This is a genomic window from Mycobacteroides chelonae CCUG 47445 (assembly GCF_001632805.1).
Classification (GTDB): Bacteria; Actinomycetota; Actinomycetes; order Mycobacteriales; family Mycobacteriaceae; genus Mycobacterium; species Mycobacterium chelonae.
Window position 1 is genome coordinate 3,963,764 of the sequence record NZ_CP007220.1, and the last position, 26,181, is coordinate 3,989,944.

Genomic DNA, 26,181 nt, shown 5'->3' on the forward strand with positions numbered 1-26,181 from the left:
CCCCTTGCGGGATAGAAATCGGTTAGGCGAAGTCCTCAATGGACGCAGATTCGTTGCGGGACAAGTTGATTCCCAGGTTCGCGGCAGCGCGCTCCAGGTCCTCGTCGTCGCCGTCGCGCATTTCGATGGCGGCGCCGTCCTTGGACAGCACCTCCACGTTCAGGCACAGCGACTGGAGTTCCTTGAGCAGAACCTTGAACGACTCCGGGATACCCGGCTCGGGGATGTTCTCGCCCTTGACGATCGCCTCGTAGACCTTCACGCGACCGACGGTGTCGTCGGACTTGATGGTCAACAGCTCCTGCAGCGTGTACGCCGCACCGTAGGCCTGCATGGCCCAGCACTCCATCTCACCGAATCGCTGACCACCGAACTGTGCCTTACCACCGAGCGGCTGCTGGGTGATCATCGAGTACGGCCCGGTCGAACGCGCGTGAATCTTGTCGTCGACCAAGTGGTGCAGCTTCAGGATGTACATGTAGCCGACGGTCACCGGGTACGGGAACGGCTCACCGCTACGGCCGTCGAACAGCCGTGCCTTGCCGTCACCGTCCACCATGACCTCGCCGTCCCGGTTGGGCAGCGTCGAGGACAGCAGTCCGGTCAGCTCCTCCTCGCGGGCGCCGTCGAACACCGGGGTGGCCGTGCGGGTGTCGGCCGGGGCCGACTGCAGATCCTCGGGGAGGTTCTGCGCCCACTCGGGGTTGCCCTCGATGTTCCAGCCGGTCTTGGCCACCCACCCCAGGTGGGTCTCCAGGATCTGGCCGATGTTCATACGACGCGGCACACCGTGGGTGTTCAGGATGATGTCCACCGGGGTGCCATCGGGCAGGAACGGCATGTCCTCGACGGGCAGGATCTTGCCGATGACGCCCTTGTTGCCGTGGCGTCCGGCCAGCTTGTCACCGTCGGAGATCTTGCGCTTCTGCGCGACGTACACGCGAACGAGCTCGTTCACGCCGGCGGGCAGGTCGTCGTCGTCATCACGCGAGAAGACGCGGATGCCGATGACCTTGCCGGACTCACCGTGCGGCACCTTGAGGGAGGTGTCGCGAACCTCGCGGGCCTTCTCACCGAAGATGGCACGCAGCAGGCGCTCCTCGGGGGTCAGCTCGGTTTCACCCTTCGGGGTGACCTTGCCGACGAGGATGTCGCCGTCGCGGACCTCGGCGCCGATGCGAACGATGCCGCGCTCGTCGAGATCTGCCAGCACCTCATCGGAGACGTTCGGGATGTCCCGGGTGATCTCCTCAGCGCCCAGCTTGGTGTCGCGCGCATCGATTTCGTGCTCTTCGATGTGAATCGAGGTGAGCACGTCCTCTTCCACCAGACGGTTGGACAGGATGATGGCGTCCTCGTAGTTGTGGCCTTCCCACGGCATGACAGCCACGAGCAGGTTCTTACCGAGGGCCATTTCGCCGTTCTCGGTGCAAGGACCGTCGGCGATGACCTGACCGACCTCGACCCGCTGGCCTTCGTCCACGATGGGCTTCTGGTTGGCGCAGGTGCCGTGGTTGGAACGGGCGAACTTGCGCAACCGGTAGCTCTGGCGGGTGCCGTCGTCGGCCATCACGGTGACGTAGTCGGCGGACACCTCTTCGATGACACCGGCCTTCTCCGCGACGACGACGTCGCCGGCGTCGATGGCGGCACGCAGCTCCATACCGGTACCGACCAGCGGGGCCTCGCTGCGCACCAGCGGAACCGCCTGGCGCTGCATGTTGGCACCCATGAGGGCACGGTTGGCGTCGTCGTGCTCGAGGAACGGGATCATGGCGGTCGCGACCGACACCATCTGGCGCGGCGAGACGTCCATGTAGTCCACCTCGGTCGCCGAGACGAACTCGACCTCGCCACCCTTACGGCGGACCAGGATCTTGTCCTCGGTGAAGCGGCCGTCGGCATCCACAGGCGAGTTGGCCTGCGCCACCACGTGGCGGTCCTCTTCGTCGGCGGTCAGGTAGTGGATCTCGTCGGTGACGACACCCTCGGACACCTTGCGGTACGGCGTCTCGATGAAGCCGAACGGGTTGACCCGCGCGTACACCGACAGCGAACCGATCAGACCGATGTTCGGGCCTTCCGGGGTCTCGATCGGGCACATGCGGCCGTAGTGCGAGGGGTGCACGTCGCGGACCTCAAGGCCGGCGCGGTCACGAGTCAGACCACCGGGGCCCAGCGCCGACAGACGACGCTTGTGGGTCAGACCCGACAGCGGGTTGTTCTGGTCCATGAACTGCGACAGCTGGCTGGTTCCGAAGAACTCCTTGATCGCCGCCACGACGGGACGGATGTTGATCAGGGTCTGCGGAGTGATCGCCTCGACGTCCTGAGTGGTCATGCGCTCGCGCACGACGCGCTCCATACGCGACAGGCCGACCCGGATCTGGTTCTGGATCAGCTCGCCGACAGTACGCAGACGACGGTTACCGAAGTGATCGATGTCGTCGACCTCGACGGGGACCTCGAGGCCGCCGGGGGCGGTCATCGTGGTCTGGCCCTCGTGCAGACGCACCAGGTACTCGATGGTGGCGACGACGTCTTCCTCGGTGAGCGTGGTGGCAGTCACCAGAGCCGGGTTGGCACCGCCAAGACCCAGCTTCTTGTTCACCTTGTACCGACCCACGCGGGCCAGGTCGTAACGCTTCTCCTTGAAGAACAGGTTCTCCAGCAGGGCCTGCGCGGACTCCTTGGTCGGCGGCTCGCCCGGACGCAGCTTGCGGTAGATGTCCAGCAGCGCCTCGTCGGGACCGGCGATGTTGTCCTTCTCCAGGGTCCCCATCATGATCTCGGAGAACCCGAAACGCTCGACGATCTGCTCGTTGGTCCAGCCGAGTGCCTTCAGCAGCACGGTGACGGGCTGACGACGCTTGCGATCGATGCGCACACCCACGGTGTCGCGCTTGTCGACATCGAACTCGAGCCATGCACCACGGCCGGGGATGACCTTGACGCTGTGCAGGGTCTTCTCGGTCGACTTATCGATGTTCTCGTCGAAGTAGACACCCGGCGAACGGACGAGCTGCGACACGACCACGCGCTCGGTGCCGTTGATGATGAAGGTGCCCATCTCGGTCATCATCGGGAAATCACCCATGAAGACCGTCTGGCTCTTGATCTCGCCGGTGTTGTTGTTGATGAACTCGGCCGTGACGAACAGCGGAGCCGCGTACGTCATGTCCTTGTCTTTGCACTCGTCGACGGGCGCCTTGACCTCGTCGAAGCGCGGGTCGCTGAAAGACAGCGACATCGAGCCCGAGAAGTCCTCGATCGGCGAAAGCTCCGTGAGGATCTCCTCAAGGCCGCCGGTCGGGTTCACCTCACCGCGAGCAGTTGCAACTTCACGCCACCGGGGTGAGCCAACCAGCCATTCAAAGGAATCCGTCTGCACATCCAGCAGGCCGGGAACCGCGAGCGGTTCACGCAGCTTGGCGAAGGAAAGTCGGCTAGGGGCCCCAGGTACGGAGTTAGTAGTTGCGTTATCGGTCTTAGTCTGGCGAGAGACTGCCAAGATCGGTCCTCCAGTGTTGCCGCGCATCTGCGATGTTTTGCGCAAGCAACGACCAAACACACACCCGATCGATCACAACACGAATCAACACCGTCGTGGCGAGGGAAGGTGGGCAGGAGGCAGCCAGCGCAACGTCTAACAATAGCGTACTATCGCGCAGCCTTCAACTGCCCGGTCAATTACGCGGATCAGTGCTGGCTGGCGGCCTCACTGCATTCGCATACGTCCGTGCTGCCAAACAGAGTGACTCGTCGCACGCCGCCCGTCAAGAGATAGCGCCAGTATTTTCGGCGTTTCTTTCTCCGCAACGCCGAGCGCATACCGGGCGCAGGCAAAAGACCGCAATGACCTGCATGCGGTATGCCTTCGGCAACGACGGCGGTGTCACATGAGCGGCCTGCCACGCACCACCACGATGTGGCCGTCGCGCTCTCCCCCGCTCAACGGCGAGCACTCACTCGATCAACCCGGCATTCGCCGGGTCGCTACTACCCGCGTACGGGCGGGATCTGGCCCGTGGGAGCGTCGTCGTCGCTCGTGTTGATGCTCTGAGTGGGCTCTTCGGCATGCGGGGGCGCCAGCGTCGCGGTGGTGGCGCGGGTGGGTTCGTCGCCGAAGTTGTGCACGGCGTACTGGTGGGTCCCGGCGAAGCTGTCCTGGATCGCGGCCTGAGCATTCGGCGGCAACTGGTGCATGATCTCGCGCACCCGCGCCTGGCGGCGACCGACCGCCGCCCGCTCGGGCATACCCGGGGTGGCCTGGATCTGCGGCGGCACGCCTTCGATCTCCTCGACACCACCGTCGTGGTGTCCGGCGTCCAGGTGCGCCTGCTCCTCGGCCATGGTGGCCTCGTCCTTTTCCTCGGACATACCGATCGGACCGATACGACGGCCGTTCAGGAACTGCTTGATCACCGGCTCATCGCTGGTCAACAGCACCTCACGGGGGCCGAACATGACGAGCTCACGGCGGTACAGCATGCCCATGTTGTCCGGCACCGTGCGGGCGATGTTGATGTTGTGCGTCACGATCAGGATCGTGGCGTCGATCTGCGCATTGATGTCGATGAGCAGCTGCGACAGGTAGGCGGTACGCACCGGGTCCAAGCCGGAGTCCGGCTCGTCACAGAGGATGATCTGCGGGTCCAGCACCAGCGAGCGGGCCAGGCCGGCACGTTTGCGCATACCGCCGGAGATCTCACCGGGGAACTTGGTCTCGTGACCGGTGAGACCCACGACGTCAAGCTTCTGCATGACGATGTCGCGGATCTCGGATTCCTTCTTCTTGGTGTGCTCACGCAAGGGGAAGGCGGTGTTGTCGTACAGGTTCATCGAGCCGAACAGCGCGCCGTCCTGGAACATCACGCCGAACAACTTGCGGATCTCGTAGAGCTCCTTGGACGAGCACTCCATGATGTTGGTGCCGTCGATGTAGATGGCGCCCTGCTCGGGGCGCAGCAGACCGATCAGCGACTTCAGGAAGACGGACTTGCCGGTACCGGAGGGCCCCAGCAGCACGCTGACCTCACCCGGCGGCAGGGACAGGCTGACGTTCCCCCAGATTCGTTGTGAACCAAAGGACTTGGTCAAACCCTCGACGGAGACTTCTGCACCCACCAGGCGATCCTTCCGCAACACGCACACTTCGCCACCAACCCGGCCAGGCTGTGGTTCGGATCACTTTAGCGTATGCCCAGGAGCTGCATCGCGTTTGCGTCCATACGAGTCCGCCGACTGGCTAACTGTGATAACCAGCCACTACGCGTTTAGTACGCGCTGCGCCGGAAACACGCGCGAGTCCGTCCTCGAGGCCTTGCCGACTACTTGTCCGCGGACTCCCTATCCGGCACACCATGGCGCCGACGCTCCACGATGAGCAGCGCCCCAGCCAGCAGGGCGATGAGCACGACGATCAGCCCGACGATATCGGCGAAGACGCTCGGATGGGTGAGGCCATATCCGGTCAGCAGATCGATCTCCGCACGCTGCCGAACGAACTCACCGAGAACGACCCCCAGCGCGGATGCCGTGACGGCCAAGCCTCCGACAACCGTCAGCTGCACCGGCGAGACCCCGTGGAAGACCGCGTAGAAAAGATAGACGGCCAGCGTCGCGATGCCGGCCCCCGACAGCAGCAGGCCCAGCACCAATCCACCCTCGGTGGTCGCGGACCGTAGTTCGATCACGATCGCCACCACTCCGGCCACCAGCAGTGCCACGCCCAGAGCCGCGATGAGGGTGCGCTTGCCCGTATCGATGAGATATCCGGCAGCCGGCGCCAAGACCAGTCCGGAGGCAAAGAGTGCGAACGCCGGCGTATCCGAAGGCGCCTGCTCACGATCGAGCGACCACCACATCGCCGCGTGGTCGAAGTCGGCGAACCGCACCAGGAACGTGAGCACGGTGATCGCCAGCAGTGCTGCCAGTACCACCGGCCGGGTGAGCACCTCGGCCGCGATCAAGGCCGCCGAGCCGCGGCGGCGGGTCTGCGCGAAGAGCGCACCGAAGGCTGCCAACGCGATGATCGCGAGGATTACCGCGCGCACCGGCGACGCCTCGTCGATCAGCAGCCAGGCCAGCGCGGACACCCCGACCAGCCACAGCAGGGCGCCGACAAGGTCGAAGGTGTCGAAGGTGCCGACGAACTCACGGTGCGGCTGGGTGAGCACCACGATCTGCACCACGACGGTTGCCGCAAGAATTCCGTAGGTGATCGGGCGCCAGTTCTGCGGTGAGTTGATGTCCAGGACCTCGCCCGCCAGCATCGCCACCGGGTACATCGCCACCCAGAAGCCCAGGGACAGGCCCCGGCCCTTTCTGGGGGTCGAATGTAGGACGATCAGCATGGACGCCACCATGGTCAGACCCGCACCCAGTGCCGAAACCAGCATCACCCAGGCAAGTAGCGTCGCCGACCCCGGTATCAACGATCCGGCTGTCGACAGCCCAAGGATCACCAGGCCCGCCGCCAGGAAGGTCGTCGGGCGAATGTGATTGCCCAGTCGGGCGAACACAAGCAATGTCACCACTGCCACGACGTCACCCGCGACGGTCGCCCACTCGATCGTGCCGAGGGCATCGTCACCCCGGTCTACTCCCCACACCGCCGCCAGACCGTGGTCCAGCATGGTCAGCCGCGCTACGAGTAGTGCGGCGCAAGCGATAAAGACGTGCCGAACGGCCAGATTCATGTCACCTTCATTCTCTCGTCCCCATCACTCTATGAGCCCCAGCCACATTCGTCCTGCGATAGCCGTTATCGCAAGGGCTACCTACGGGCTGGCGGTGCCGGTTCTGCGCTTGCCGCGCGCCCATCGAATCGCCCGGAAGGTCAACCAGCCGAGCGCGACCATGAGCACCAGCACCACGACAAACGCGAGAATGGGCAGTGCGAGCGCGAGGATGGTCAAGACCAGCGAGGTACCGTCCTCGGCGGTCGAGACCAGTGGATTCCCCACTCCCGCAGTGGTGCCGGTGACGAAAGGGCGTGCGACTGTCCGGCTGGCGTGGACGCTGCCGGCGGTGATGGCCCCGAGAATCGCGGCCACCGCCGGTGGCAGATGCGAGGAAAGACTTGTCTCGGCGGTGAACAAAATGGCCCCCGACGCCGGCGCGATGAACGTGCCGACCGCATGCAGGACCGAGTCCAGGGCCGGAATCTTGTCGCCTATGAGATCGAGCACAAAGATCACCGCGAGGACGATGAGCGCCGGGGTGGAGGACAGCCAGCCATACGAGGGGCCGAGTTCGATCCACCCGAGCCTGTCGGCGGCGCCCACCGCGAGCAGCGGCAGCCAGGCATTCAGCCCGGCAGCACCCGACAGCCCAAATGCCCCGAGGATGGCACTGATGGCCGAGGTGATCTCCATGTCACGAGTGTGACGCCGTCACGCGGTTTCAGGTGCGATTTCCCCCGTGCCGTCACGCTCGTGTGTCGAGATCGACCACCAGTGGCGTCCCGCCCTCGAACCAGGCGCGGTGCAATTCGACAATCCTGCGGCGCGAGGGCAACCCCTTGCGGTGAAACACATTCTCGAGGTAGTCGAAGGGGTGTACGACACCACAGAATCGCTCGCGAGCCGCCTCGTACACCGGATCGCCGGGCGCTATCACCCGAGCGGATCCGGTGTACGTCCCGTCGGTGAGCCCCAGACTCACCGACGGGTTGGCCTGAATGTTCTTGACCCACAGGGTGTGCCGGCCGGTAATCGCAGCCAAGTAGGCCCTGTTCCCGTCGCGCACCGCTTTGACATAGGTGACGCGTGGACTCCCCGATTTTCTTCCGATGGTGGTCAGTACGCCGACTCCGCGCGGCACTCGGATCGCGAACCATGGCCGGTGCATCGCATGTAACGCACCGGCGAATCGGCGGCGCTCAGCCAGCGGCGCCTTGGTCGTGTCCAGCCCCGGCCTTCGCTCGAAGACGTACCGTCCGTCCGTGTAGCGCAACGACTCCGGCAGCGGGCCGTCCATGATCTCAGCGGGGAGCCCAGTTGCCGTGGAAGCCCGCCGGAACACGCTGCGGCAGGTCGACCGTCGCCGCGAGTTCCAGCGTCTGTGCGTCCAGGACCACGAACTTGCCCTGCGACGTCCCGGCGCTCAGACCAAACCCGACGAGCACACCGTCGTCCTCGGCGGTTCCCGACGGATTCGGCACAAACGACATCTCACCCACCGCAAGCGAATCAAGGGTGGTCCGGCTGTCGGTGCCCGTCTGGTAATCGAACTTGACCAGGCTGCCGTCTACCTTGCCGTCGGACTCGAATGCCCCCGCGATGCAGGGCAGGTATCCGTAGCGGTGCTTCTTGCCGGTCAGCTCCTCGTTGATGCGGGGGAACTCGAGATGGCGGTCATCTCGGCGTTCCATAGTGACGGTGCCCTTGGTCAAGTTGATGACCCAACGGTCAAGCAGGCCTCGCGCATCGCTGGGGCCGAGTACATCGGCCGAGAACATGGAGTCATAGCGGACCAAATCGATCACCACAACTTCCTGACCGTCACGCATCTCGGAGTACCCGTTGAGCGGGTGGAAGACGTAGCACGGCTCGATCTCGAACCAGCGCACGTCCGCATTGCCACCCTCACGCGGCATCACACCAATTCTGGCTGGGTACTTGGGATTCCACGAGTAGGGAATGGATGGAGACTTACCGGACAGCTGACTTGCCCTGGCCGCGATCGGACCCGGGATCTTGACCTTGCCTATCAGGGATTGCATGACCAACTGGGCGGGCTTACGCAGAATCGGCGGCATCGGTACCGATTTGGTGATCATCGCGGTATCGAGGGTGACCGGCAGGTCGTAGAAGACGACGTACTTCTCGGTGAGCGTGAAGTCGTGCATCATCGGGGAACCCTGGACTTTGACGTCGACCGTACGGCGGGCCCGTCCCGAGGTATCGATGACCGAGTATTGAACGGTGTTACCGCGGGCGAAAGAGTATGACACCGCATGCATTTCGCCGGTGTCGGGATCGATCTTCGGGTGCGCGGTGTAGCCCCCATGCAGAGTCCCCTGGAAGTCACAGGGCCCCACTGTGTCGAGCTCGTCGCTGAGCTCGTAGTTGGCGATACCGCCCTCCACCAACGCCAGCGTGCGGCCCGCATGACTGAGCGCATTGGTGTTGGGCCCGATCAACGATGTGCCGGCCGAGCTGCCGGCAGCGACCGTCGGCTCACCGAGAGCCTTGCGTACCGCCGCGGTACGCACCCAGCGGTTGCGATACCACTGCGCCTTCCCATCCCGGAGCGATAGGCCGTGCACCATCGCATCGCCGCTGAACAGGTGATAGGTCGCGGGGTCCACCTCGGCGGCGGGGTTGGGGCCGTTGCGCAGGTAGCGCCCGTCCAGATAGTCCGGAATGGTCCCCTCGACCAATAGGTCGGTACTGGTCACTTCCTGCTGAACCGGTTCCCAGACTCCGGTCAGATACACGCTCTCCGTGGTGGTGGGCTGGACTGTGGCGGTCATCGTGTCCTCCAGGGCTGACTGGCTGGCATAACATTGTTATTACGCCGTTATGGTGAACCTACTCCGGTTGTGCGAACATGGCAAGACAATGAGCTCATCCATTCCGCGAAACAGTCAGGGAAACGACCGGGCCGTCGCCCGCAATCCCCGGGTCGATCTCGTCGCAGCGGCCGTACGGCTTCTGAACGAACAGGGGCCCGATGCACTGCAGACTCGCAAGATCGCCGCGGCCGCGGGCACCTCCACCATGGCGGTCTACACCTACTTCGGCGGCATGCGCGAGCTCATCGCGGAGGTGGCCGAGGAAGGTCTACGTCAGTTTTCCGGTGCGCAGGCCGACGTACCCCAGACCGACGACCCCATCGCCGATTTCATGGTGACGGGCATGGTCTACCGCCAGTTCGCCATCGACCACCCCCACATGTACCGGCTGATGTTCGGCGTCACCAGCGCGCACGGCATCAACGCGCCCAGCCGGAACATGTTCAACACCGTGCACCTGACGCCACAGCACGCCAGCGCCACGCAGCTCTATCGCAGTGTGCAACGTTCGATGGCCGCGGGCCGGATCGACGGCTCCCCCGACGATGCCGCGAAGGTCGCCGCGACCGCGGCCAAGTTCTGGACCGTCATGCACGGGTTCGTCATGCTGGAGCTGGCCGGGTTCTGGGGCGAGAACGGTGAGGCCGTTGGCCCGGTGCTGGGCTCCATGACCACGGATCTGCTTATCGCGCTGGGCGACTCCCCCGAACAGGTGAACAGTTCGGCCACTACCGCCGCCACCCGGATTGCCGCGCTGATCTAGAGGGGCGCCCAGGACACCTCATCCGGTTCCCCCTCGGCCGTAGGGATTGCGGGCGCCGCCGGAAACGGCGCTGTGATATCCCGCAGCGCTGCCACGGTGCGGACGGCCCTTGCGGCTGGAGCGCGCATATCCCGGGCCAGACGCACCAGCAGTTGCCTGCGCAGTTCGTCATCGGTGCGCGTCTTCGTTCGTGCTGCGGGTCCGGCCACCTCCGGCGCACGTCGACGCCGGGCACGAACCACCAGCAGGAGCAGCAACAGAGCACCCAGGGCGATCAACAGGTAGATGGCCACCCCCCGAGTGTGCGGGTTGAAAACGAAACCGGCCCCTGGAAGTCCGAAGACTCCCAGGGGCCGGGATTCGAAACGTACTGCGAACTACTTGACGGTGATCGTCGCGCCGGCGGCCTCGAGCTTGGCCTTGGCGTCGTCGGCGGCCTCCTTGGCAACCTTCTCGAGCAGCGGCTTGGGGGCGCTGTCGACCAGGTCCTTGGCTTCCTTCAGACCCAGGCCGGAGACGATCTCGCGCACAACCTTGATAACGCCGATCTTCTTGTCGCCGGCGCTCTCCAGGATGACGTCGAACTCGCTCTGCTCTTCGGCAGCCTCGGCGGCCGGGGCAGCGCCACCGGCGGCGGCAACGGCGACCGGAGCGGCAGCGGTGACCTCGAAGACCTCTTCGAAGGTCTTGACGAACTCGGACAGCTCAAGCAGCGTCAGCTCCTTGAAAGCATCGATCAGTTCCTCGGTGCTCAGCTTTGCCATGATGTTGGTTCCTTCCTTGATTTACAACAGGTTTGGTTGGTACTGGCGTATCGAAGGGGCGCTCTTACGCTGCCTCTTCGCTGGCCTTCTTTTCCTGCAGGGCGGCGGCCAGGCGCGCAACCTGGGACGCCGGGGCGTTGAACAGCCCGGCGGCCTTGGCCAGGTTGCCCTTCATTGCGCCGGCCAGCTTGGCCAGCAGCACCTCGCGCGATTCCAGATCGGCGATGCGCTCAACCTCGGCAACTGACAAAGCGCGGCCATCCATGTAGCCGCCCTTGATGATCAGGGCCTTGTTGTCTTTCGCGAAGGTCTTGATGGCCTTCGCAGCGTCCACGGGCTCGCCCTTGATGAACGCGATTGCCGTTGGGCCGGTGAACAGTTCGTCCAGGCCCTCCACGCCAGCCTCCGAAGCCGCACGCTTGACCAGCGTGTTCTTGGCGACGGAGTAGGTGGCGGAAGCTCCGAGAGAGCGACGCAGGGTGGCCAGAGCGGACACCGACAGGCCGCGGTACTCGGTGATCACGGTCGCAGTCGAATCCTTGAACTGCTCGGTGATCTCGGCAACGGCGGTGACCTTTTCAGTCTTGGCCATGTATTGCCTCCTCATCTCGTTTCGGTCGCTGCACCCAAGACAAGACGGTCCAAGATCGAGAAGGTGTCTGAAATGACGAACGCCCCGACGCAGACAGGTCGGGGCGTGAAAATCCGCAGACTTTTGGTCCGTGGGTTTAACCTCGTCCTCCTGCGTGGGCCGCCAGGACGAGTCCTGGACCTTCAACCTCGTAAGAGGTGACCGACGGTCTTCGGTGGAGCTGGGCCAGATTACCGCAGATGAGGGCGATCATCCAAAACGGCGTGGTATCCAGGAATGGTGCCGCTGTCCTCCGAAGTCCCCACCCGAACAGGCATCGCACGTAACGGCGATATCGAGCTCTTCTACGAAGACCTGGGGAACCCCGCCGATCCGGCGGTGATCCTGGTGATGGGAGTAGCGGCGCAGCTCCCGATGTGGCCGGACGGATTCTGCCGGCAGCTCCTCGACCGTGGCTATCGGGTCATCCGCTTCGACAATCGCGACTGCGGGCTGTCGACGAAACTCGATGGCCACAAGGCGCCGGGATCGGTTCAGCGCCGGGTCGTGCGCTATGCCTTTGGCCTGGGCAGTGCGGTGCCGTACACCCTTATCGACATGGCCGAGGATGTCCGCACCCTCGTCGACCACCTTGAGCTGGACACGGTGCATATCGCTGGCGCCTCGATGGGCGGAATGATCGTGCAGGTCTTCGCGGGCACGTACCCCGAGCGCGTCAATTCCGTCGGCATCATCTATTCGGCGACCGGCCGCCCGTTCTCCCGATTGCCGTCCTGGGAATTGATCAAAACGGCCATGACCGCCCCCGGTAAGAACGCGACTGCCGAGGAATGGCTCGAGTTCGAGGTGAACAACGGCATCGTCTACAACGGGCCCGACAACCTGCCCTCCCGCGAGGAGCTGCGGCGGCGCATCCTCGCCCACAGGGCCCGCAGTGACTACAAGGTGGGCACCGTGCGCCAATTCGACGCCATTTTGGGCACCGGCAGCCTGCTGCGCTTCACGCGGGCCATCACCGCGCCAACGGTGGTAATCCATGGCCGAAACGACCCGCTGGTGCCGTACCAGAACGGCCGGGTGGTGGCCAAGAACATCAGGAACTCACGATTCGCGCTCATCGACGGCATGGGCCACGATCTGCCCGAGCCCGTGTGGGAGCCGGTGACCTCGGAGTTGTTGGCAACTTTCGACCAGGCCGCCCGTCCCTCGCGGGGGACCGCGTGCAGGACTGACTAGGGCCGCACGGGCATGATGCGGCACACTTGCATTTCATGACTGCCCAAGAACGTTCCGGCCGGAGCGTAGGTGAAGGCCGTGGACGTCAGGTTGCGCCGCTTGGGCGCGTGGCGTTGCTCTCCGAGGCCGCGCGGCTGGGCACGACCGGCTGGCAGGTCGCCCGCACCGCGGGGCGAGTACTAGGCAAGATCACCAAAAAGGGCAGCCTCGAGCAGAAGCTCATCGCCGAGCTTCCGCAGACCTTCTCCGACCTCGGCCCCACGTACGTCAAGCTCGGCCAGATCATCGCGTCCAGCCCGGGCGCGTTCGGCGAGCCACTCTCTCGTGAATTCCGCGGGCTGCTGGACCGCGTGCCACCCGCCGATTCCGTCCAGGTCCGTGAACTCATCATCTCCGAGCTCGGAGATGAACCCGAAAAGCTCTTCGCCAGCTTTGACACCGAACCGTTCGCATCCGCGTCGATCGCCCAGGTGCATTACGCGACACTGCATTCCGGTGAGGACGTGGTGGTCAAGATCCAGCGCCCGGGAATCCGGCGCCGGGTGGCCGCCGACCTGCAGATCATGAAACGCGGCGCGGCGCTGCTGGAACTGGGCAAGGTTGGCCGGATGCTCTCGGCCCGCGATGTGGTAGACGATTTCTCCGGAAACCTGTCCGAGGAGCTGGACTTCCTCGCCGAGGGCCAGGCCATGCAGACCTGGGTGGAGCACCTGCACACCTCGTCGCTCGGCAAGAACATCCGGGTGCCGGATGTGCACTGGCATTACACAACCTCCAGAGTGCTCACCATGGAGCGGGTGCACGGCATCCGCATCGACGACGCCCCGGCCATTCGGAAGGCGGGATTCGACGGCACCGAACTGGTGAAGTCGCTGTTGTTCTCGGTGTTCGAGTCCGGACTGCGTCAGGGCTTGTTCCATGGCGACCTGCATGCGGGAAATCTTCTGGTGGACGACGAGGGCCGGATCGTGTTCCTGGACTTCGGCATCGTCGGCTTCATCGACCCACGGACCCGCTGGCTGTTGCGCGAGCTGATTCACGCGCTGCTGGTCAAGAAGGATCATCGCGCCGCGGGCAAGATCGTGGTGCTGTTGGGCGCCGTCGGCAATCCCGGCGACGCCGACAAAGGCACCCGGGACATCCAGGCCTTCACTACCCCGCTCACGATGAAATCCCTTGGCGACATGTCATATTCGGAGATCGGCAAGCAACTGTCGGCACTCGCCGAGCAGTACGACGTGAAGCTTCCCCGTGAGTTGGTGCTCATCGGCAAGCAATTCCTGTACGTCGAGCGATACATGAAGCTGCTGGCCCCACGCTGGCAGATGATGGAAGACCCGGAACTCAAGGGCTACTTCGGCAATTTCATTGTCGATATCAGCCGTGAGCACAACCGCGAGGGAGATATCTGAGATGACAGCCAGCACCGCCAAGGTCGGCGATATCGAACTGTGTTTCGAGGAGTTCGGCAATCCGGCCGACCCCGCGGTACTGCTCATCATGGGCATCGGCGCGCAGATGGTCTTCTGGCGTACCGAATTCTGCCAGCAGCTCGCCGGCCAGGGTTACCGTGTCATTCGCTTCGACAATCGCGACTGCGGTCTGTCCACCAAGCTGGACGGGGTGCGTGCCGGGGGCGGTGCACTCATTCCGACCATGGCGAAATTCCTTGCCGGCGTGAAGATCACCGATACTGCCTACACCTTGGTGGATATGGCGGCGGACGCCGCCGGTCTGCTCGATCACCTCAGTATCGAACAGGCACACATCGTGGGCGCCTCGATGGGCGGCATGATCGCCCAGGTCTTCGCCGCCGAGCATCCCGACCGGACGCAAACGGTCACCATCATCATGTCGAGCAACAACCAGCCCTTCCTGCCCCCGCCCGGGCCACGCCAGCTGATGGCGTTGCTGAAACCCCCGCCGGCCGGCGCCACCCGCGAGGAGATCATCGCCAACAGCGTGCAGGTGGGCCGGACCATCGGCAGCCCGAAATACCGCCAGTCTCAAGCGAAGTCATATCTGCACGCTGCCGAGTACTACGATCGCAGCTACTACCCCAAGGGGTTCGCCCGGCAGTTCGCCGCGATCATGGGAACCGGCAACCTGGCACCTTTCGACAACCGAATCACCTCCCCCGCACTGGTTTTGCACGGCAGGGCCGACAAGCTGATGCGTCCGTCGGGCGCGCGTGCCATCGCCCGGGCCATTCCCGGCGCACGTTTGGCGCTGATCGACGGAATGGGCCACGATCTGCCCGAACCACTGTGGGGCCGCGTCATCGCCAAGCTCACCGAGAACTTCGCCCGATCGGAACCGGCGCAGGACGAGACGGAATCTGAGGCGGCGGGTCGCTAATTAGCACCCGTAGGGAACGATCTCGCGCAGATCAAACCCCTTGCTAAATATGTCCATTTCCCTTGTACCTGCAACAATCTTGCTCTAGCCTCGGCACGGGACATCAGCCAGCACCAACGTCCACCAATCGCTCGCGCGCCGCTCGGGGCATCGCGCCATCCTCATGGGAGGTCGCCCTATGTCTAAATTGACCCCAAAATTCTCCGATGTACAAGCGCATTACGACCTGTCCGACGACTTCTTCGCACTGTTTCTCGACCCCAGCCGAACCTACAGCTGCGCATATTTCGAGCCTGAGACCCTGACGCTCGAGCAGGCACAGCAGGCCAAGATCGACCTCGCACTCGGAAAGTTGGGCTTGGAGCCCGGGATGACCCTGCTGGACGTGGGCTGCGGTTGGGGTTCCACCCTGAGGCGCGCTCTCGAACACTACGACGTCAACGTCATCGGCCTCACCCTCAGCAAGAATCAATTTACGCATGTCACCAACCTTCTCGACTCCGTCGAGAGTTCGCGTACCCATGAGGTGCGACTGGCCGGGTGGGAGGAGTTCGACGGCACCGTAGACCGGATAGTCAGCATCGGGGCCTTCGAGCATTTCGGCCACGAGCGGTATGACAGCTTCTTCTCGATGGCGCACCGGATACTGCCGGATGACGGAAAGATGTTGCTGCACACCATCGTCAGTTATCACCCCGAGGAACTGAAGCGCATGGGCATTCCGCTCCTGATGTCGCGGGTCCGATTCATGCACTTCATGATGACCGAGATATTCCCCGGTGGCCGTTTACCTTCCGTCCCGATGGTGGATCAGCACGCCGCGCTGGCAGACTTCCACATAACGCGCCACCAGTGCCTGCAACCGCACTATGCGCGCACCCTGGACTGCTGGGCCGAGAACCTCGTAGCGCATAAGGACGAAGCGATTTCCCTTCAGTCCCAAGAGGTTTACGATCGATATATCAAATACCTGACGGGCTGTGCCGATGCCTTCCGGGAAGGCTGGATCGACGTCGTTCAGTTCACCTGCGAGAAGTAGGAGTCGACGAGACCCTGGACCGCGCCGGCTGCCAGTTCCTTGTCGGCGGGCACGAGCCCGATACGGGTACGACGATCAAGAATGTCATCGGTGTCGAGCGCGCCCTCATGGGTGAGCGCGAATTCGACTTGTTCGCGGGTGATGCCGACACCGCTAATCAACTGGGCACCAACGGAGCCCGGCCAATCATCGACCACCGCCAGGTTCTGTGTCACACACTCCGAAGCCGCCAGCGGCCGGCGTTCCAGGCCCGCGTCCAACGCGTCCTGAGCCATCTTGCGATAGGTGGTCAGCTTGCCGCCCACCACGCTGACCACACCCGAATCCGATACCCGGACCGCGTGCTTACGGGACAGGTCGGCGGTCGCGGAATCATCCCCGTCAAGCAGGGGCCGCAGCCCCGCAAAACGTCCCACCACATCGGATTCGGACAGTGAGGTCTGCAGCACCGTGTTCACGGTATCGAGGAGGAACTGCTCTTCGGACGCAGAGGGTTCGGCCACATCCGGTATCGGTCCGGGTGCCGGTTCATCGGTGAGACCGAGATACACCCGATCGTGGATGGCCGGCAGCGCGAACACGAAACGATTGATCGTGCCGGGCACCGGAACAGTCAGGGCCGCGGTAAGTCCGCCGAAGCTGGCAGCCCGGAAGACCAGGTGCGTGCCACGGCTAGGACGCAGCTTGATGCCATGATCGACTTGGCCGGCCCACACCCCGGCGGCGTTGATAACCAAACCAGCCTGCACCCGGACGGTATTGCCGGTCAGCTCGTCGCGAAGCACCGCACCGTCTCCGGTGACCTCCTCGGCGGAGACACGGGTGAGGATCCGGGCGCCCAGTCCCGCCGCTGTGCGCGCGATCGACACCACTAACCGCGCATCGTCGACGAGCTGGCCGTCGAAGGCCATCAGGCCACCGCGAAGCCCATTGCGCCGCACCGTTGGGGCACGGCGAATCACTTCACCCGCATCGATGGCGCGTGAGCGCGGCAGTACATCGGCCGAGGTGTGCGCGAGTTTACGTAGCCCGTCTCCCGCCACGAATCCCACCCGCACCAGTGTGCGGCTGAACATGCTCACCGCCGGGTGCAACGGAACAACTTGCGCGAGAGGGTGAATGAGATGTGGAGCGGTACGCGTCATGAGGATGTGCCGCTCAATCGCGCTCTCCCGCGCGATGCCCACCTGGCCCGAAGCGAGGTAGCGCAATCCGCCGTGCACCAGCTTCGAGCTGAATCTGCTTGTCCCGAAAGCCAAGTCATGCTTTTCGACCAGGGTGACCCGCAGTCCTCGGCTCGCCGCGTCGAGTGCCACCCCGACGCCGGTGATACCGCCGCCGATGACGAGGACGTCAACCGGAGCGCCACCGGCCAGCGCCGCAAGATCAGCGCCGCGCCGCGTGCTGTTGAGCTGGGTTGTCATGAATTCTCCTAAGGGGCAGATCAAACCTTGAGATATCCGTCGATGGCAGTGGCCAATTCGTGCACCAGCTCGTCCGGCGACATGATGTCGGTGACGATGCGCGCCGACTGGAGAACCGATTGGCCGATGAGCAGCACCATCGCCGCCATCTGCTCCGGGGCCCCGCCACGAATCGATCCGTCGCCCTGGCCGTCGGCGATGAGCATCGCTGTCCAGCCGATGAGCGCACGCTGGCTGGTCCCCAGTCGCCGCACGATGTAGGTCAGGAGAAGTTCGGGGTCCGATCGCAGGATCGCCGCGAAAATCGAATGCTCGCGTACCTGGGTGACCAGTCCTGTCACCGACTGGACCAGGCGATCGCGTGCGTGCCCCTGTCCGGTCGCGGGAAGGATCGACGCCATTTCCCGCGTCAGCAGGTCGGCCACCAGGGAGCGCACATCGGGCCAGCGCCGATACACCGACGGACGGCTGACACCGGCGCGTTTGGCGACCTCGACCAGCGTGGTGCGGCGCACTCCGAACTCGGTGACGCACGACAACGCCGCATCCAGGATGCGTTCGGTGACGGCATCCGCCGGTATCTCCGCGACCCCGGCGATATCAGTGGTCTCGACCGTCATGTCACCTCACCCTCTCCCAGAAACCTGCGTTACAACTTGCCATCGTATGTAATACTGTAACGCATGATGGAGTGGGACGCCTGGGGCGTGGCCGAAAAACGACAGACTCTCTCACCTCAGGTGAAGGCGCTCTTGGCGTCGGCGCTGGGCATTCCCGAACGGGATCCGGTCAGCCGCGACGAGTCGACCGTCACGTTGTCCCCCGGCTCACTCACAAAAGAACAGCTGGGCGCTCTGTCCGAACTGCTCGGCACGGAGCATGTACGCACCGATCACGGCGCCCGGTTGCGACATGCGGGCGGCAAGAGCACCCCGGACCTGTTGCGCCGACGCTCCACCGACGTCCAGGAAGCCCCGGACGCCATCGTCTACCCGGCATCACATGAGGAGGTCCGCGCTCTCCTCACGCTGTGCGACGAGCGGGACATCGCGGTCGTACCGTTCGGCGGCGGCACCAGCGTGGTCGGCGGGCTGGACCCCGAGCGCGGCGGATTCACCGCGGTCATCGCCGTGGATCTGCGAAGGATGTCCGGCCTGGTCTCCCTCGACGAGGAATCCGGAACCGCCGTGCTGCTGCCGGGAACGACAGGCCCGGAAGCCGAGGAACTCCTTGGCGCCAAGGGCTTCTCACTTGGGCACTTCCCCCAGAGCTTCCGGTTCGCGAGCATTGGCGGTTTCGCCGCCACCCGCTCCTCCGGGCAGGCCTCCAGCGGATACGGGCGCTTCGACGCGATGGTGGACGCGGTCCGGATCGCCACCCCGCGCGGTGATCTGGAGCTGGGCAGGGCGCCCGCGTCGGCAGCCGGCCCCGACCTGCGGCAGCTCTTCCTGGGATCGGAAGGTGCCCTCGGCATCATCACCGAGGTGACGGTGCGCGTGCATCGGCTTCCCGAGGACACCTGGTACCAGGGCTGGTCCTTCCCCTCCTTCGATGCCGGGGCTCAGGCGCTGCGCACGCTGGTCCAGTCCGATGCCGCGCCCACCGTGCTGCGGCTGTCCGATGAAGCCGAAAGCGGACTCAATCTCGCGCTGGCCAAGGACATCGGCGGGAAGAACCCTGCCACCGGAGTGCTGGCGATCACCACTGTCGAGGGCACCCAGGGACATGTCGCGGCCCGCTCGGCCGAAGTGGCGGCCGTTCTCACCGCCGCCGGTGGCACCGCGCTCGGCGACGAGCCCGGCAAGGCCTGGGATCACGGCCGTTTCGATGCACCGTACCTGCGCGATGCCCTCATCGACGCCGGCGCGGTGGTGGAGACGTTGGAGACCGCGACCTCATGGCGGAACCTCACTACCCTGCGTACGGCGGTCACCACGGCACTGTCTGAAGCCCTTGGCGCCCAAGGCACCCCACCATTGGCGTTGTGCCATATTTCGCACACCTATCGCACCGGCGCCTCGCTCTACTTCACCGTGGTGTGCGCGGCCGCCGAGGATCCGATGACCCAATGGGGCAAGGCCAAGAAGGCCGCGGGTGACGCCATCGTCGCCGCGGGTGGCACCATCACCCACCATCACGCGGTAGGGCGCGATCATCAGCCGTGGCTTGTCGATGAGGTCGGCGAGCTCGGTATCGAGATACTGCAGGCGGTGAAGCGAACCGTCGATCCGCGGGGAATTCTCAACCCCGGCAAGCTTATTCCTGTCAGCGAGTAATGCCGATGACCCACCTCACCGTCCTGACGAATCCAGCAGCCGGCCACGGCGCAGCGCAGGCAGCCGAGGCTGCCATCGCGCATCTGCGAGCGCGCGGGCTGACGGTGACGCATCACGCCGCGTCGTCGGCATCGGAATCGCACGCACTTGCCCAGGAAGCCGCCCGCACGGGCGCCCGCGGGATCGTCGCCGCGGGCGGAGACGGGCTGGTGAGCATCGCGCTGCAGGCGGTCGCATCCACCCCGGTGGCGCTGGGCGTAATCCCCATCGGCACCGGAAATGATTGCGCCCGCATGCTGGACATCCCGCTGGGCGACCCGATTGCCGCCGCCGACGTGATCGCGTCCGGCAACACCCGGGTGATCGACTGCGGGCGCGTGCAATACAACGGACACACAACCTGGTTCGCCACCGTGGTGGCATCGGGATTCGACTCGTTGGTCAATGATCGTGCCAATCGGATGAGCTGGCCCCGTGGCCGTCGCCGTTATGACATCGCCATGGCGTTGGAAGCGGCGAAGCTGCGGCCGCTACCGTTCCGTATCGAATTGGATGATCAGGTGATCGAGACCGATGTCACCCTGGTCGCGGTCGGAAACGGAACCTCGTATGGCGGCGGAATGCGCATCTGTCCCCATGCCATTTTGGACGACGGGCTGCTGGATGTGACCGTGGTGGCCGCGGGCGGACGGCTGCGCCTGCTGCGGCTCTCCCCCACGGTCTACAAGGGCACCCATGTCGATCTGCCCGAGGTCAGTACCTTCCGGTCGCGGAGAGTCCGGCTGTCCGCCGCCGACATCACCGCCTATGCCGACGGCGATCCGGTGGCGCCCCTGCCGATCGATATCGATGTGGTTCCCGGAGCCCTGACCGTCTTCGCCTAACCGTTGCGCCGAATCCGGAAGATTTTTTTCCCGTGAGGTGTCTGATCGGTGATGCGCGGTTCGTCAGACAGGTAGAGAGTGGATCGCAGAGTTCCGCTCACCGATACCGACGGAGGGCTCCACCATGCATTACCTCGCGCTACTCATAGGTCCCCAGCAGGAACGCACCCCCGACGAGGCTGCGCAGGAACTGACGGATTACTTGAACTTTCAGGCCAAGGCAGCATCAGTCATCCGCGCAGGCGATGCACTGTATCCCGAAGCCGACAGCGTCCGGATCACCGGCGGACCCGATGCCCCCGTCATCACCGACGGTCCGTTCGCCGAGGGGGCCGAGGTCGCAAACGGCTACTACGTATTGGAGGCGGACAATCTCGACGACGCCCTTGCCCTGGCCCGGGACATCCCGGAGGCCAAGCGGGGCGCGGTGGAAGTATGGCCGCTGGTCCATTGCTCCCAGGAATTCGGAGGGCAGGGGTCCACGAGTTGGCTCGCACTGCTGTTGGAGCCCGGAGAACGCGCACATGTGCCGGGCAGCCCGGAATGGGAGACCGTGGCGGCCAAGCATGGGGTGTTCGGCGAGAAGGCAAGTGGGTACATCAAGATCGCAGGACCGCTGCATCCCCCGTCCACGGCCACCACGGTCCGGGTGCGCGATGGAGAGACTGTGCTCACCGACGGCCCGTACATCGAGGGAACCGAGATCGCGAACGGTTTCTACGTGCTCACCACCGATGACCGCGACCAGGCCATCCAGCTGGCCTCGCAGCTGCCGGCATCGGCGGTGCACTTGCGGCAGCTCACCGGCGTCTCGGGTTTCTAGCACCGAATGACCGGCCTGAACGGCGTCTTTCGGCGGGAGTGGGGGCCAACGGTCGCCGCCATCGCACGGTGGTCGGGAGACCTCACCGTCGCCGAGGACGCCGTTCAGGAAGCATGCACTGATGCTGTGCGCACCTGGCCACGCGACGGTGTACCCGACAATCCGGGCGGGTGGTTGCTCACGGTGGCACGGAACAGGGCGCGCGACCGGTTACGGCGCGAGACACTGCGTCCGGGAAAGGAATTGGCCGCCGTGGTCGACGACATCACCGCCCGCACCGACGTCTCCGATCCCCAGCACGTGCACGATGACGAACTGCGGATGATGTTCACCTGCGCCCATCCCGCGCTCGAGCGAGTCTCCCAGTTGGCCCTCACGCTGCGGCTGGTGTCGGGGCTGACGGTCGCCGAGATCGCCCGGGCACTCCTGCACAGCGAGGCCGCGATTGGTCAGCGGATCACCCGCGCCAAGGCCAAGATTCGCACGGCGAACATTCCCCTACGGGTGCCGCCCGCCGAGCTGCTGCCCGAACGCACCCCGCATGTACTCAGCTGCATCTATTCGGTCTTCACCGAGGGCTACTGGTCCACGGGCGGGCCGTCAGCGATTCGCGACGAGCTCTGCGACGAGGGGGCACGGCTGGCCGGCGAGCTGAGCAAGCTCATGCCGCAGGAAAAAGAGGCCAACGCACTGGCCGCACTGGTACTGCTTCATGATTCACGACGCCTGGAACGCATGGATCGCGACGGCGCGCTGGTGCCCCTGGAGGAACAGGACCGTACCCGATGGGATAGTGAGCGCATCGCCCGTGGATTGAGCCAGTTACGGCAGGCCGCGGGCTCGACCGGCCCCTATCTACCGCAGGCGGTGATCGCCGCCCTGCACGCCACCGCGCCCTCCTGGGAGGAAACCGATTGGCACACCATCTGCCAGGCGTACGACCGGCTCGCCCAGATGACGGGATCACCTGTGGTGCTGGTAAATCGGGCGTTGGCCATCGGCTTACGCGACACCCCCGACGCGGGACTGGCCGCACTGGAGAAGGTCGCCCACGATCCACGCTTGGCGCGATCGAATCTGGCGGCCACCGTCCGCGCCGATCTGCTTCGCCGCGCCGGCCGCAACGCCGAAGCGGTCGAATGGTACCGAACAGCCTTGGCGGCCAATGGCTCCGATCAGGGACGGGCATTCCTGCAACGGAGGATCGCCGAATGTTAGCGATAGTTCGGTTCAATTTCTCTATTGTTTGAATCTCAAATTATCGGATCGCCGATCTACTAGAAATTCCGCCGATATACGTAAGGAAATATCATGCGGAGTGCAAATCACCTACGGCCAGTATGCCCACTTCGGACATACTGTATAGCTCAAACGGAAACACTCGCACATTAAGAAAACATCTGAGCAGCCGCCTGCCTTGCAGGCTCATATATCATTGTCCCGTGGATTTGCGCGACTTAGAGATACAAGACCTGCGCTGCTTTGTGGCAGTCGCAGCGAGACTAAATTTCACTCAGGCCGCGCGCGATCTCCATGTTTCCACCTCACCGCTTAGCCGCCGGATCCGAGACATGGAAAGGCTTCTGAACACCCAGCTATTCATCCGCGACACGCGGAGCGTGACACTCACGCCTGCCGGCGCCAGCCTACTCCCGGCCGCCAAGAAGATCCTTGATCAGTTTGAAAGACTGCCGGAGGCCGTTCTCGACGAATCAAGAGTTAGACGGACAGTTGCCTACGGTATCCCGCCTTGGCTTCCTTCTGTCCTCATCGCGAAACTGGAGCGCCTCCAGAAGGTCAATATCGATCGATTCACGCTAGCCAAATGGCCCGGGGGAAGCAGCGCGATAATCACCGCTGTACTCAACCAGGACCTCGGGTTCGGATTCGTGCGGCCAGCTGCTGCTGCATCCCCCCTTCTAGCCAGCCTGGTTGTCCAACAAACGCAGGTGGCAGCGGTGCTCTCCAAAGCCGTCTTCGGATCACGCGCCACGATTACGGTCTCCGAGTTACTCGATCACGCCTACATCGGCGATCGGCGAGACACCGAAACGGAATACCGGCGATCAGTCGAGGCTGCGCTGCAATCTTCCGGCACCCTCAGACTGGCGCACCTCGCGCCGGGGAATCTCGTCGCCGCCAGTGCCGCGATCGCCAACGGCGATGCGTTCGATGTGGTTCCGATGGCTTCAACCGCCGACGAAAACCCCTACAGCTGGGCAGAGACGGTCTGCCTACCCATCAGCGACCTCGATTTCACATTGGCTACTTGTCTGGTGTGGAATACCGAGCTCATCAAGAACGACCCCGTTGCGCGCGATGCGGTAGACACCGCCATCGCCCTGTTTCGCTAGGCGCCCATCCCCGCTGCCGCCATCCTGCACTCTTTTGCACATCACTCACCGGCGATTTGTGAAAATTGCACAAGGACGACGCCATCAACAAGTCATGATGCCGCACTGGGCGCAACGCACATCTGCTCAACAATATCTGGTTAATTTACACCTTGGCAGCCACCTCGCCTGCTGGCATTCTTTGCGACATTGGCAGCGTCGCCTTAAATCCTGTGGATAAATACTCGGCATTTGGCTATTTACCCGATTGGAGCCAGGGTACTCACTTTAGTTCGGCTTAGAAGCAGTTCTTCCATATAAGTGTGCGCTGGGTACAGAGAATTCCTGCGCCTTTTGCACGAATGCCGTTTTAGTCGTCGTCTCAATGCCGCGACACACCGTTCAAGGCACGCCGCCTCAGGACGAACCACGGATTAAACAGCCGCCCGCAGGGGGGCGGTCAGGAGAAGAGGACATGATGAAGAATCACGATGTCGCACGACCCCGGCCACGAGGCCTGACGTCTGGCCGACAGCTCACTACGGTCGCGGCACTGACGACGGCCTTCTTCCTGACCGGCGGGCCCCACGCCCTGGCCGACCCCCAAGTCATGCCATTCAAACAGCAGCAGTACATCACCGCGGACGGCTGGACGGTCGATATCACCTTGTCAAACGAAATCATCGACCACATAGACAATCTCGCCGGTGCGTCCAACTCGTGGCAGGCCCGAGTAAGCCTCAGGGCCGAGGCCAACATCACCGGCAGTGGGTCGAGCGCGATTCAAGACGGTCAGCTCGAGTCCGGCTACTTTGTCGGATGCCGCACCGATTCCTCGCCAGGAGTCGAGCTGGGCGGCGGAATTGCCGGCGGCGCAACACTAACGGAGTTCGGCGGCGGGCCGGGCCCGTTCGGTGGCGCCATCGCGACTCAGGGTGTCGGCATCGGCGGCAACCTGCGCGTACTCCTCAAGCCCGGCGGCCTGGCGCAAGTTCCCATCGACCGAATCAACTTGCGGGACACCAATGTTGTCTCCGAGTTCAACAATCAGAATCTCGAGGCCGATGGCTGCGGCGGCCAGGTGAAGATTCAGTCGTACGCCACCATCAAGATCCGCACCGCGCGCGGCAATAACACCCAGACCATCTACGGCGACCCGAAGGATCTCTGATGAATTCCGTATACAGAAGCTGCAGCAATCAATGGATGCGTATCGCGTGCACGGTGGCTGTCAGCGGGGCGATCATCGCGCGCACCGCCACTGCCTCGGCCGACCCCATCGCACCCGCACCCAACCCATCGGTCGCCGGATCGGCTCCAATAGTCGTCGTTGCGACGCCGGGTAGCCAGGGAGGCCAGCCGACTCTTGTGGTCTCGCCACCAACTGACGCCCAGCCGGACGGACCCGCCAGGGTGAATCCGATTGGCGGCGCACGCATCGCATCATCGGTGCCCGTCGAGATGGGCCCGGGTAACGGTAAACCGCTGCTGGACAGCCAACCTCGCACTCAGGCGACTTTCCCCGTGTGGGCACGGAACGGAATCTTCGTGAGAACCAACCAGCCCGGCAAGGATGTGGTGGTGCACCTCCCCGATGAAATGCTCCTTACGGCCGCCGAGTGGGGACCGAACGGGGTTGGCACATACCGCTCCAATGACACCGACTACACCGTCTCGCCACTGCCGGATGGCGGTGCAGATTTCTACATCCACCGCAAGAACCTCAATGCCCCGTCGAACTACGACTTCTTCCTGAAACTGCCCGCCGGAACACATGGTCAGGCGGAGGGCCAAACCACGACGATCAAGTCGAACGACCAGGGGTCGGGCACAATCGGGAGCTTGTCCGCCCCCACCGCCAAGAACGGCAATGGGGGCACCCTCCCCGTCGACGTGAGTCTCTCGCCACTGAACGAACTCACCATCGACGCGGACGCACAATCGACCGAGATCTCATTCAGCTACCACCCTGCCCCCTAGATTTCCGGCATGCTGTCGCGCCTCCGGCCAACTGGCACGACAGCATGTCGCCGGTAGAGATATCACCATCGTTGCGCTATCGCGAATAATATTCGCCAGCTATTGCCTTCTTGGACACAACGACGTCCTCACACCGCCTCGGTTTGCACTGCTCCACCACGCGGCAGTACCGTGAATTTCGGTCGA

General features: G+C 64.0%; 23 protein-coding genes. 12 read left to right on the forward strand and 11 right to left on the reverse strand.

The features are described 5' to 3' along the window. Positions 1-22 precede the first annotated feature (22 nt). The 6 genes from rpoB to BB28_RS19435 form a co-directional block, all read right to left on the reverse strand. Positions 23-3,538: a DNA-directed RNA polymerase subunit beta gene (gene rpoB / locus BB28_RS19410; RefSeq protein WP_109365426.1), complete on the reverse strand. Its 3,516-nt coding sequence runs from the start codon at positions 3,536-3,538 to the stop codon at positions 23-25. A gap of 461 nt (positions 3,539-3,999) precedes the next feature. Next, positions 4,000-5,127 (reverse strand): ABC transporter ATP-binding protein, encoded by a 1,128-nt coding sequence (locus BB28_RS19415; protein ID WP_030096647.1) that lies wholly within the window; start codon positions 5,125-5,127, stop codon positions 4,000-4,002. A gap of 203 nt (positions 5,128-5,330) precedes the next feature. Further along, entirely contained in the window at positions 5,331-6,701 is a 1,371-nt protein-coding gene (locus BB28_RS19420; protein ID WP_046254694.1) for an MFS transporter, read from the reverse strand. 81 nt (positions 6,702-6,782) lie between these two features. Further along, positions 6,783-7,379 carry a DUF4126 domain-containing protein gene (locus tag BB28_RS19425; RefSeq protein WP_030096645.1) on the reverse strand — a complete coding sequence of 199 codons (597 nt, stop codon included), beginning with the start codon at positions 7,377-7,379 and terminating at the stop codon, positions 6,783-6,785. A gap of 52 nt (positions 7,380-7,431) precedes the next feature. Further along, positions 7,432-7,983 carry a nitroreductase family deazaflavin-dependent oxidoreductase gene (locus BB28_RS24730; RefSeq protein WP_052740288.1) on the reverse strand — a complete coding sequence of 184 codons (552 nt, stop codon included), beginning with the start codon at positions 7,981-7,983 and terminating at the stop codon, positions 7,432-7,434. A 4-nt stretch (positions 7,984-7,987) separates the two neighbouring features. Then, entirely contained in the window at positions 7,988-9,481 is a 1,494-nt protein-coding gene (locus BB28_RS19435) for a carotenoid oxygenase family protein (protein ID WP_046254695.1), read from the reverse strand. 49 nt (positions 9,482-9,530) lie between these two features. Between BB28_RS19435 and BB28_RS19440 the strand changes: the two genes are divergently transcribed. After that, entirely contained in the window at positions 9,531-10,286 is a 756-nt protein-coding gene (locus BB28_RS19440) for a TetR/AcrR family transcriptional regulator (RefSeq protein ID WP_030096642.1), read from the forward strand. On the opposite strand, the gene BB28_RS19445 is transcribed toward BB28_RS19440, so the two are convergent. The 3 genes from BB28_RS19445 to rplJ all read right to left on the reverse strand — a co-directional run bounded on the left by BB28_RS19445 (position 10,283) and on the right by rplJ (position 11,642). Next, on the reverse strand, positions 10,283-10,579 hold the full coding sequence (locus tag BB28_RS19445; RefSeq protein ID WP_046254696.1) for a hypothetical protein: 297 nt from the start codon (positions 10,577-10,579) through the stop codon (positions 10,283-10,285). The genes BB28_RS19440 and BB28_RS19445 overlap by 4 nt on opposite strands. An 84-nt stretch (positions 10,580-10,663) precedes the next feature. Continuing rightward, on the reverse strand, positions 10,664-11,050 hold the full coding sequence (gene rplL, locus BB28_RS19450) for a 50S ribosomal protein L7/L12 (RefSeq protein WP_030096640.1): 387 nt from the start codon (positions 11,048-11,050) through the stop codon (positions 10,664-10,666). Positions 11,051-11,114: 64 nt separating this feature from the next. Next, positions 11,115-11,642, reverse strand: a complete 528-nt coding sequence (rplJ, locus tag BB28_RS19455) for a 50S ribosomal protein L10 (RefSeq protein WP_030096639.1) — start codon at positions 11,640-11,642, stop codon at positions 11,115-11,117. Between the two features lie 276 nt (positions 11,643-11,918). On the opposite strand from rplJ, the gene BB28_RS19460 reads away from it, so the two are divergent. From BB28_RS19460 to BB28_RS19475, 4 genes are all read left to right on the forward strand, one after another. Then, on the forward strand, positions 11,919-12,878 hold the full coding sequence (locus BB28_RS19460; RefSeq protein ID WP_046254697.1) for an alpha/beta fold hydrolase: 960 nt from the start codon (positions 11,919-11,921) through the stop codon (positions 12,876-12,878). A 107-nt stretch (positions 12,879-12,985) separates the two neighbouring features. Next, a complete protein-coding gene (locus BB28_RS19465) occupies positions 12,986-14,290 on the forward strand; it encodes an ABC1 kinase family protein (RefSeq protein ID WP_070933411.1) in 1,305 nt (434 codons plus the stop codon). 1 nt (position 14,291) lies between these two features. Next, a complete protein-coding gene (locus tag BB28_RS19470) occupies positions 14,292-15,236 on the forward strand; it encodes an alpha/beta fold hydrolase (RefSeq protein WP_046254699.1) in 945 nt (314 codons plus the stop codon). A gap of 178 nt (positions 15,237-15,414) precedes the next feature. Beyond that, a complete protein-coding gene (locus tag BB28_RS19475) occupies positions 15,415-16,275 on the forward strand; it encodes a cyclopropane mycolic acid synthase family methyltransferase (RefSeq protein WP_046254700.1) in 861 nt (286 codons plus the stop codon). On the opposite strand, the gene BB28_RS19480 is transcribed toward BB28_RS19475, so the two are convergent. Further along, complete coding sequence (locus tag BB28_RS19480; RefSeq protein ID WP_046254701.1) at positions 16,254-17,699, reverse strand: glycerol-3-phosphate dehydrogenase/oxidase; 1,446 nt, start codon at positions 17,697-17,699, stop codon at positions 16,254-16,256. The two genes, BB28_RS19475 and BB28_RS19480, sit on opposite strands and share 22 nt — an antisense overlap. A gap of 20 nt (positions 17,700-17,719) precedes the next feature. Next, positions 17,720-18,319: a TetR/AcrR family transcriptional regulator gene (locus BB28_RS19485; protein ID WP_046254702.1), complete on the reverse strand. Its 600-nt coding sequence runs from the start codon at positions 18,317-18,319 to the stop codon at positions 17,720-17,722. 63 nt (positions 18,320-18,382) lie between these two features. Between BB28_RS19485 and BB28_RS19490 the strand changes: the two genes are divergently transcribed. From BB28_RS19490 to BB28_RS19520, 7 genes are all read left to right on the forward strand, one after another. Further along, positions 18,383-19,975 (forward strand): FAD-binding oxidoreductase, encoded by a 1,593-nt coding sequence (locus BB28_RS19490; RefSeq protein ID WP_046254703.1) that lies wholly within the window; start codon positions 18,383-18,385, stop codon positions 19,973-19,975. A gap of 5 nt (positions 19,976-19,980) precedes the next feature. Beyond that, positions 19,981-20,859, forward strand: coding sequence for a diacylglycerol kinase (locus tag BB28_RS19495; RefSeq protein WP_046255990.1), 879 nt, complete (start codon positions 19,981-19,983; stop codon positions 20,857-20,859). A gap of 124 nt (positions 20,860-20,983) precedes the next feature. Continuing rightward, entirely contained in the window at positions 20,984-21,682 is a 699-nt protein-coding gene (locus BB28_RS19500) for a YciI family protein (RefSeq protein ID WP_046254704.1), read from the forward strand. A 6-nt stretch (positions 21,683-21,688) separates the two neighbouring features. Further along, on the forward strand, positions 21,689-22,900 hold the full coding sequence (locus BB28_RS19505) for an RNA polymerase sigma factor (RefSeq protein WP_046254705.1): 1,212 nt from the start codon (positions 21,689-21,691) through the stop codon (positions 22,898-22,900). A 224-nt stretch (positions 22,901-23,124) separates the two neighbouring features. After that, complete coding sequence (locus BB28_RS19510; protein WP_075874148.1) at positions 23,125-24,036, forward strand: LysR family transcriptional regulator; 912 nt, start codon at positions 23,125-23,127, stop codon at positions 24,034-24,036. Positions 24,037-24,493: 457 nt separating this feature from the next. Then, complete coding sequence (locus BB28_RS19515; RefSeq protein ID WP_046255992.1) at positions 24,494-25,186, forward strand: MspA family porin; 693 nt, start codon at positions 24,494-24,496, stop codon at positions 25,184-25,186. Beyond that, on the forward strand, positions 25,186-25,995 hold the full coding sequence (locus BB28_RS19520) for a hypothetical protein (RefSeq protein ID WP_085230472.1): 810 nt from the start codon (positions 25,186-25,188) through the stop codon (positions 25,993-25,995). The genes BB28_RS19515 and BB28_RS19520 overlap by 1 nt, the downstream gene beginning before the upstream one ends. Positions 25,996-26,181: the final 186 nt, after the last annotated feature.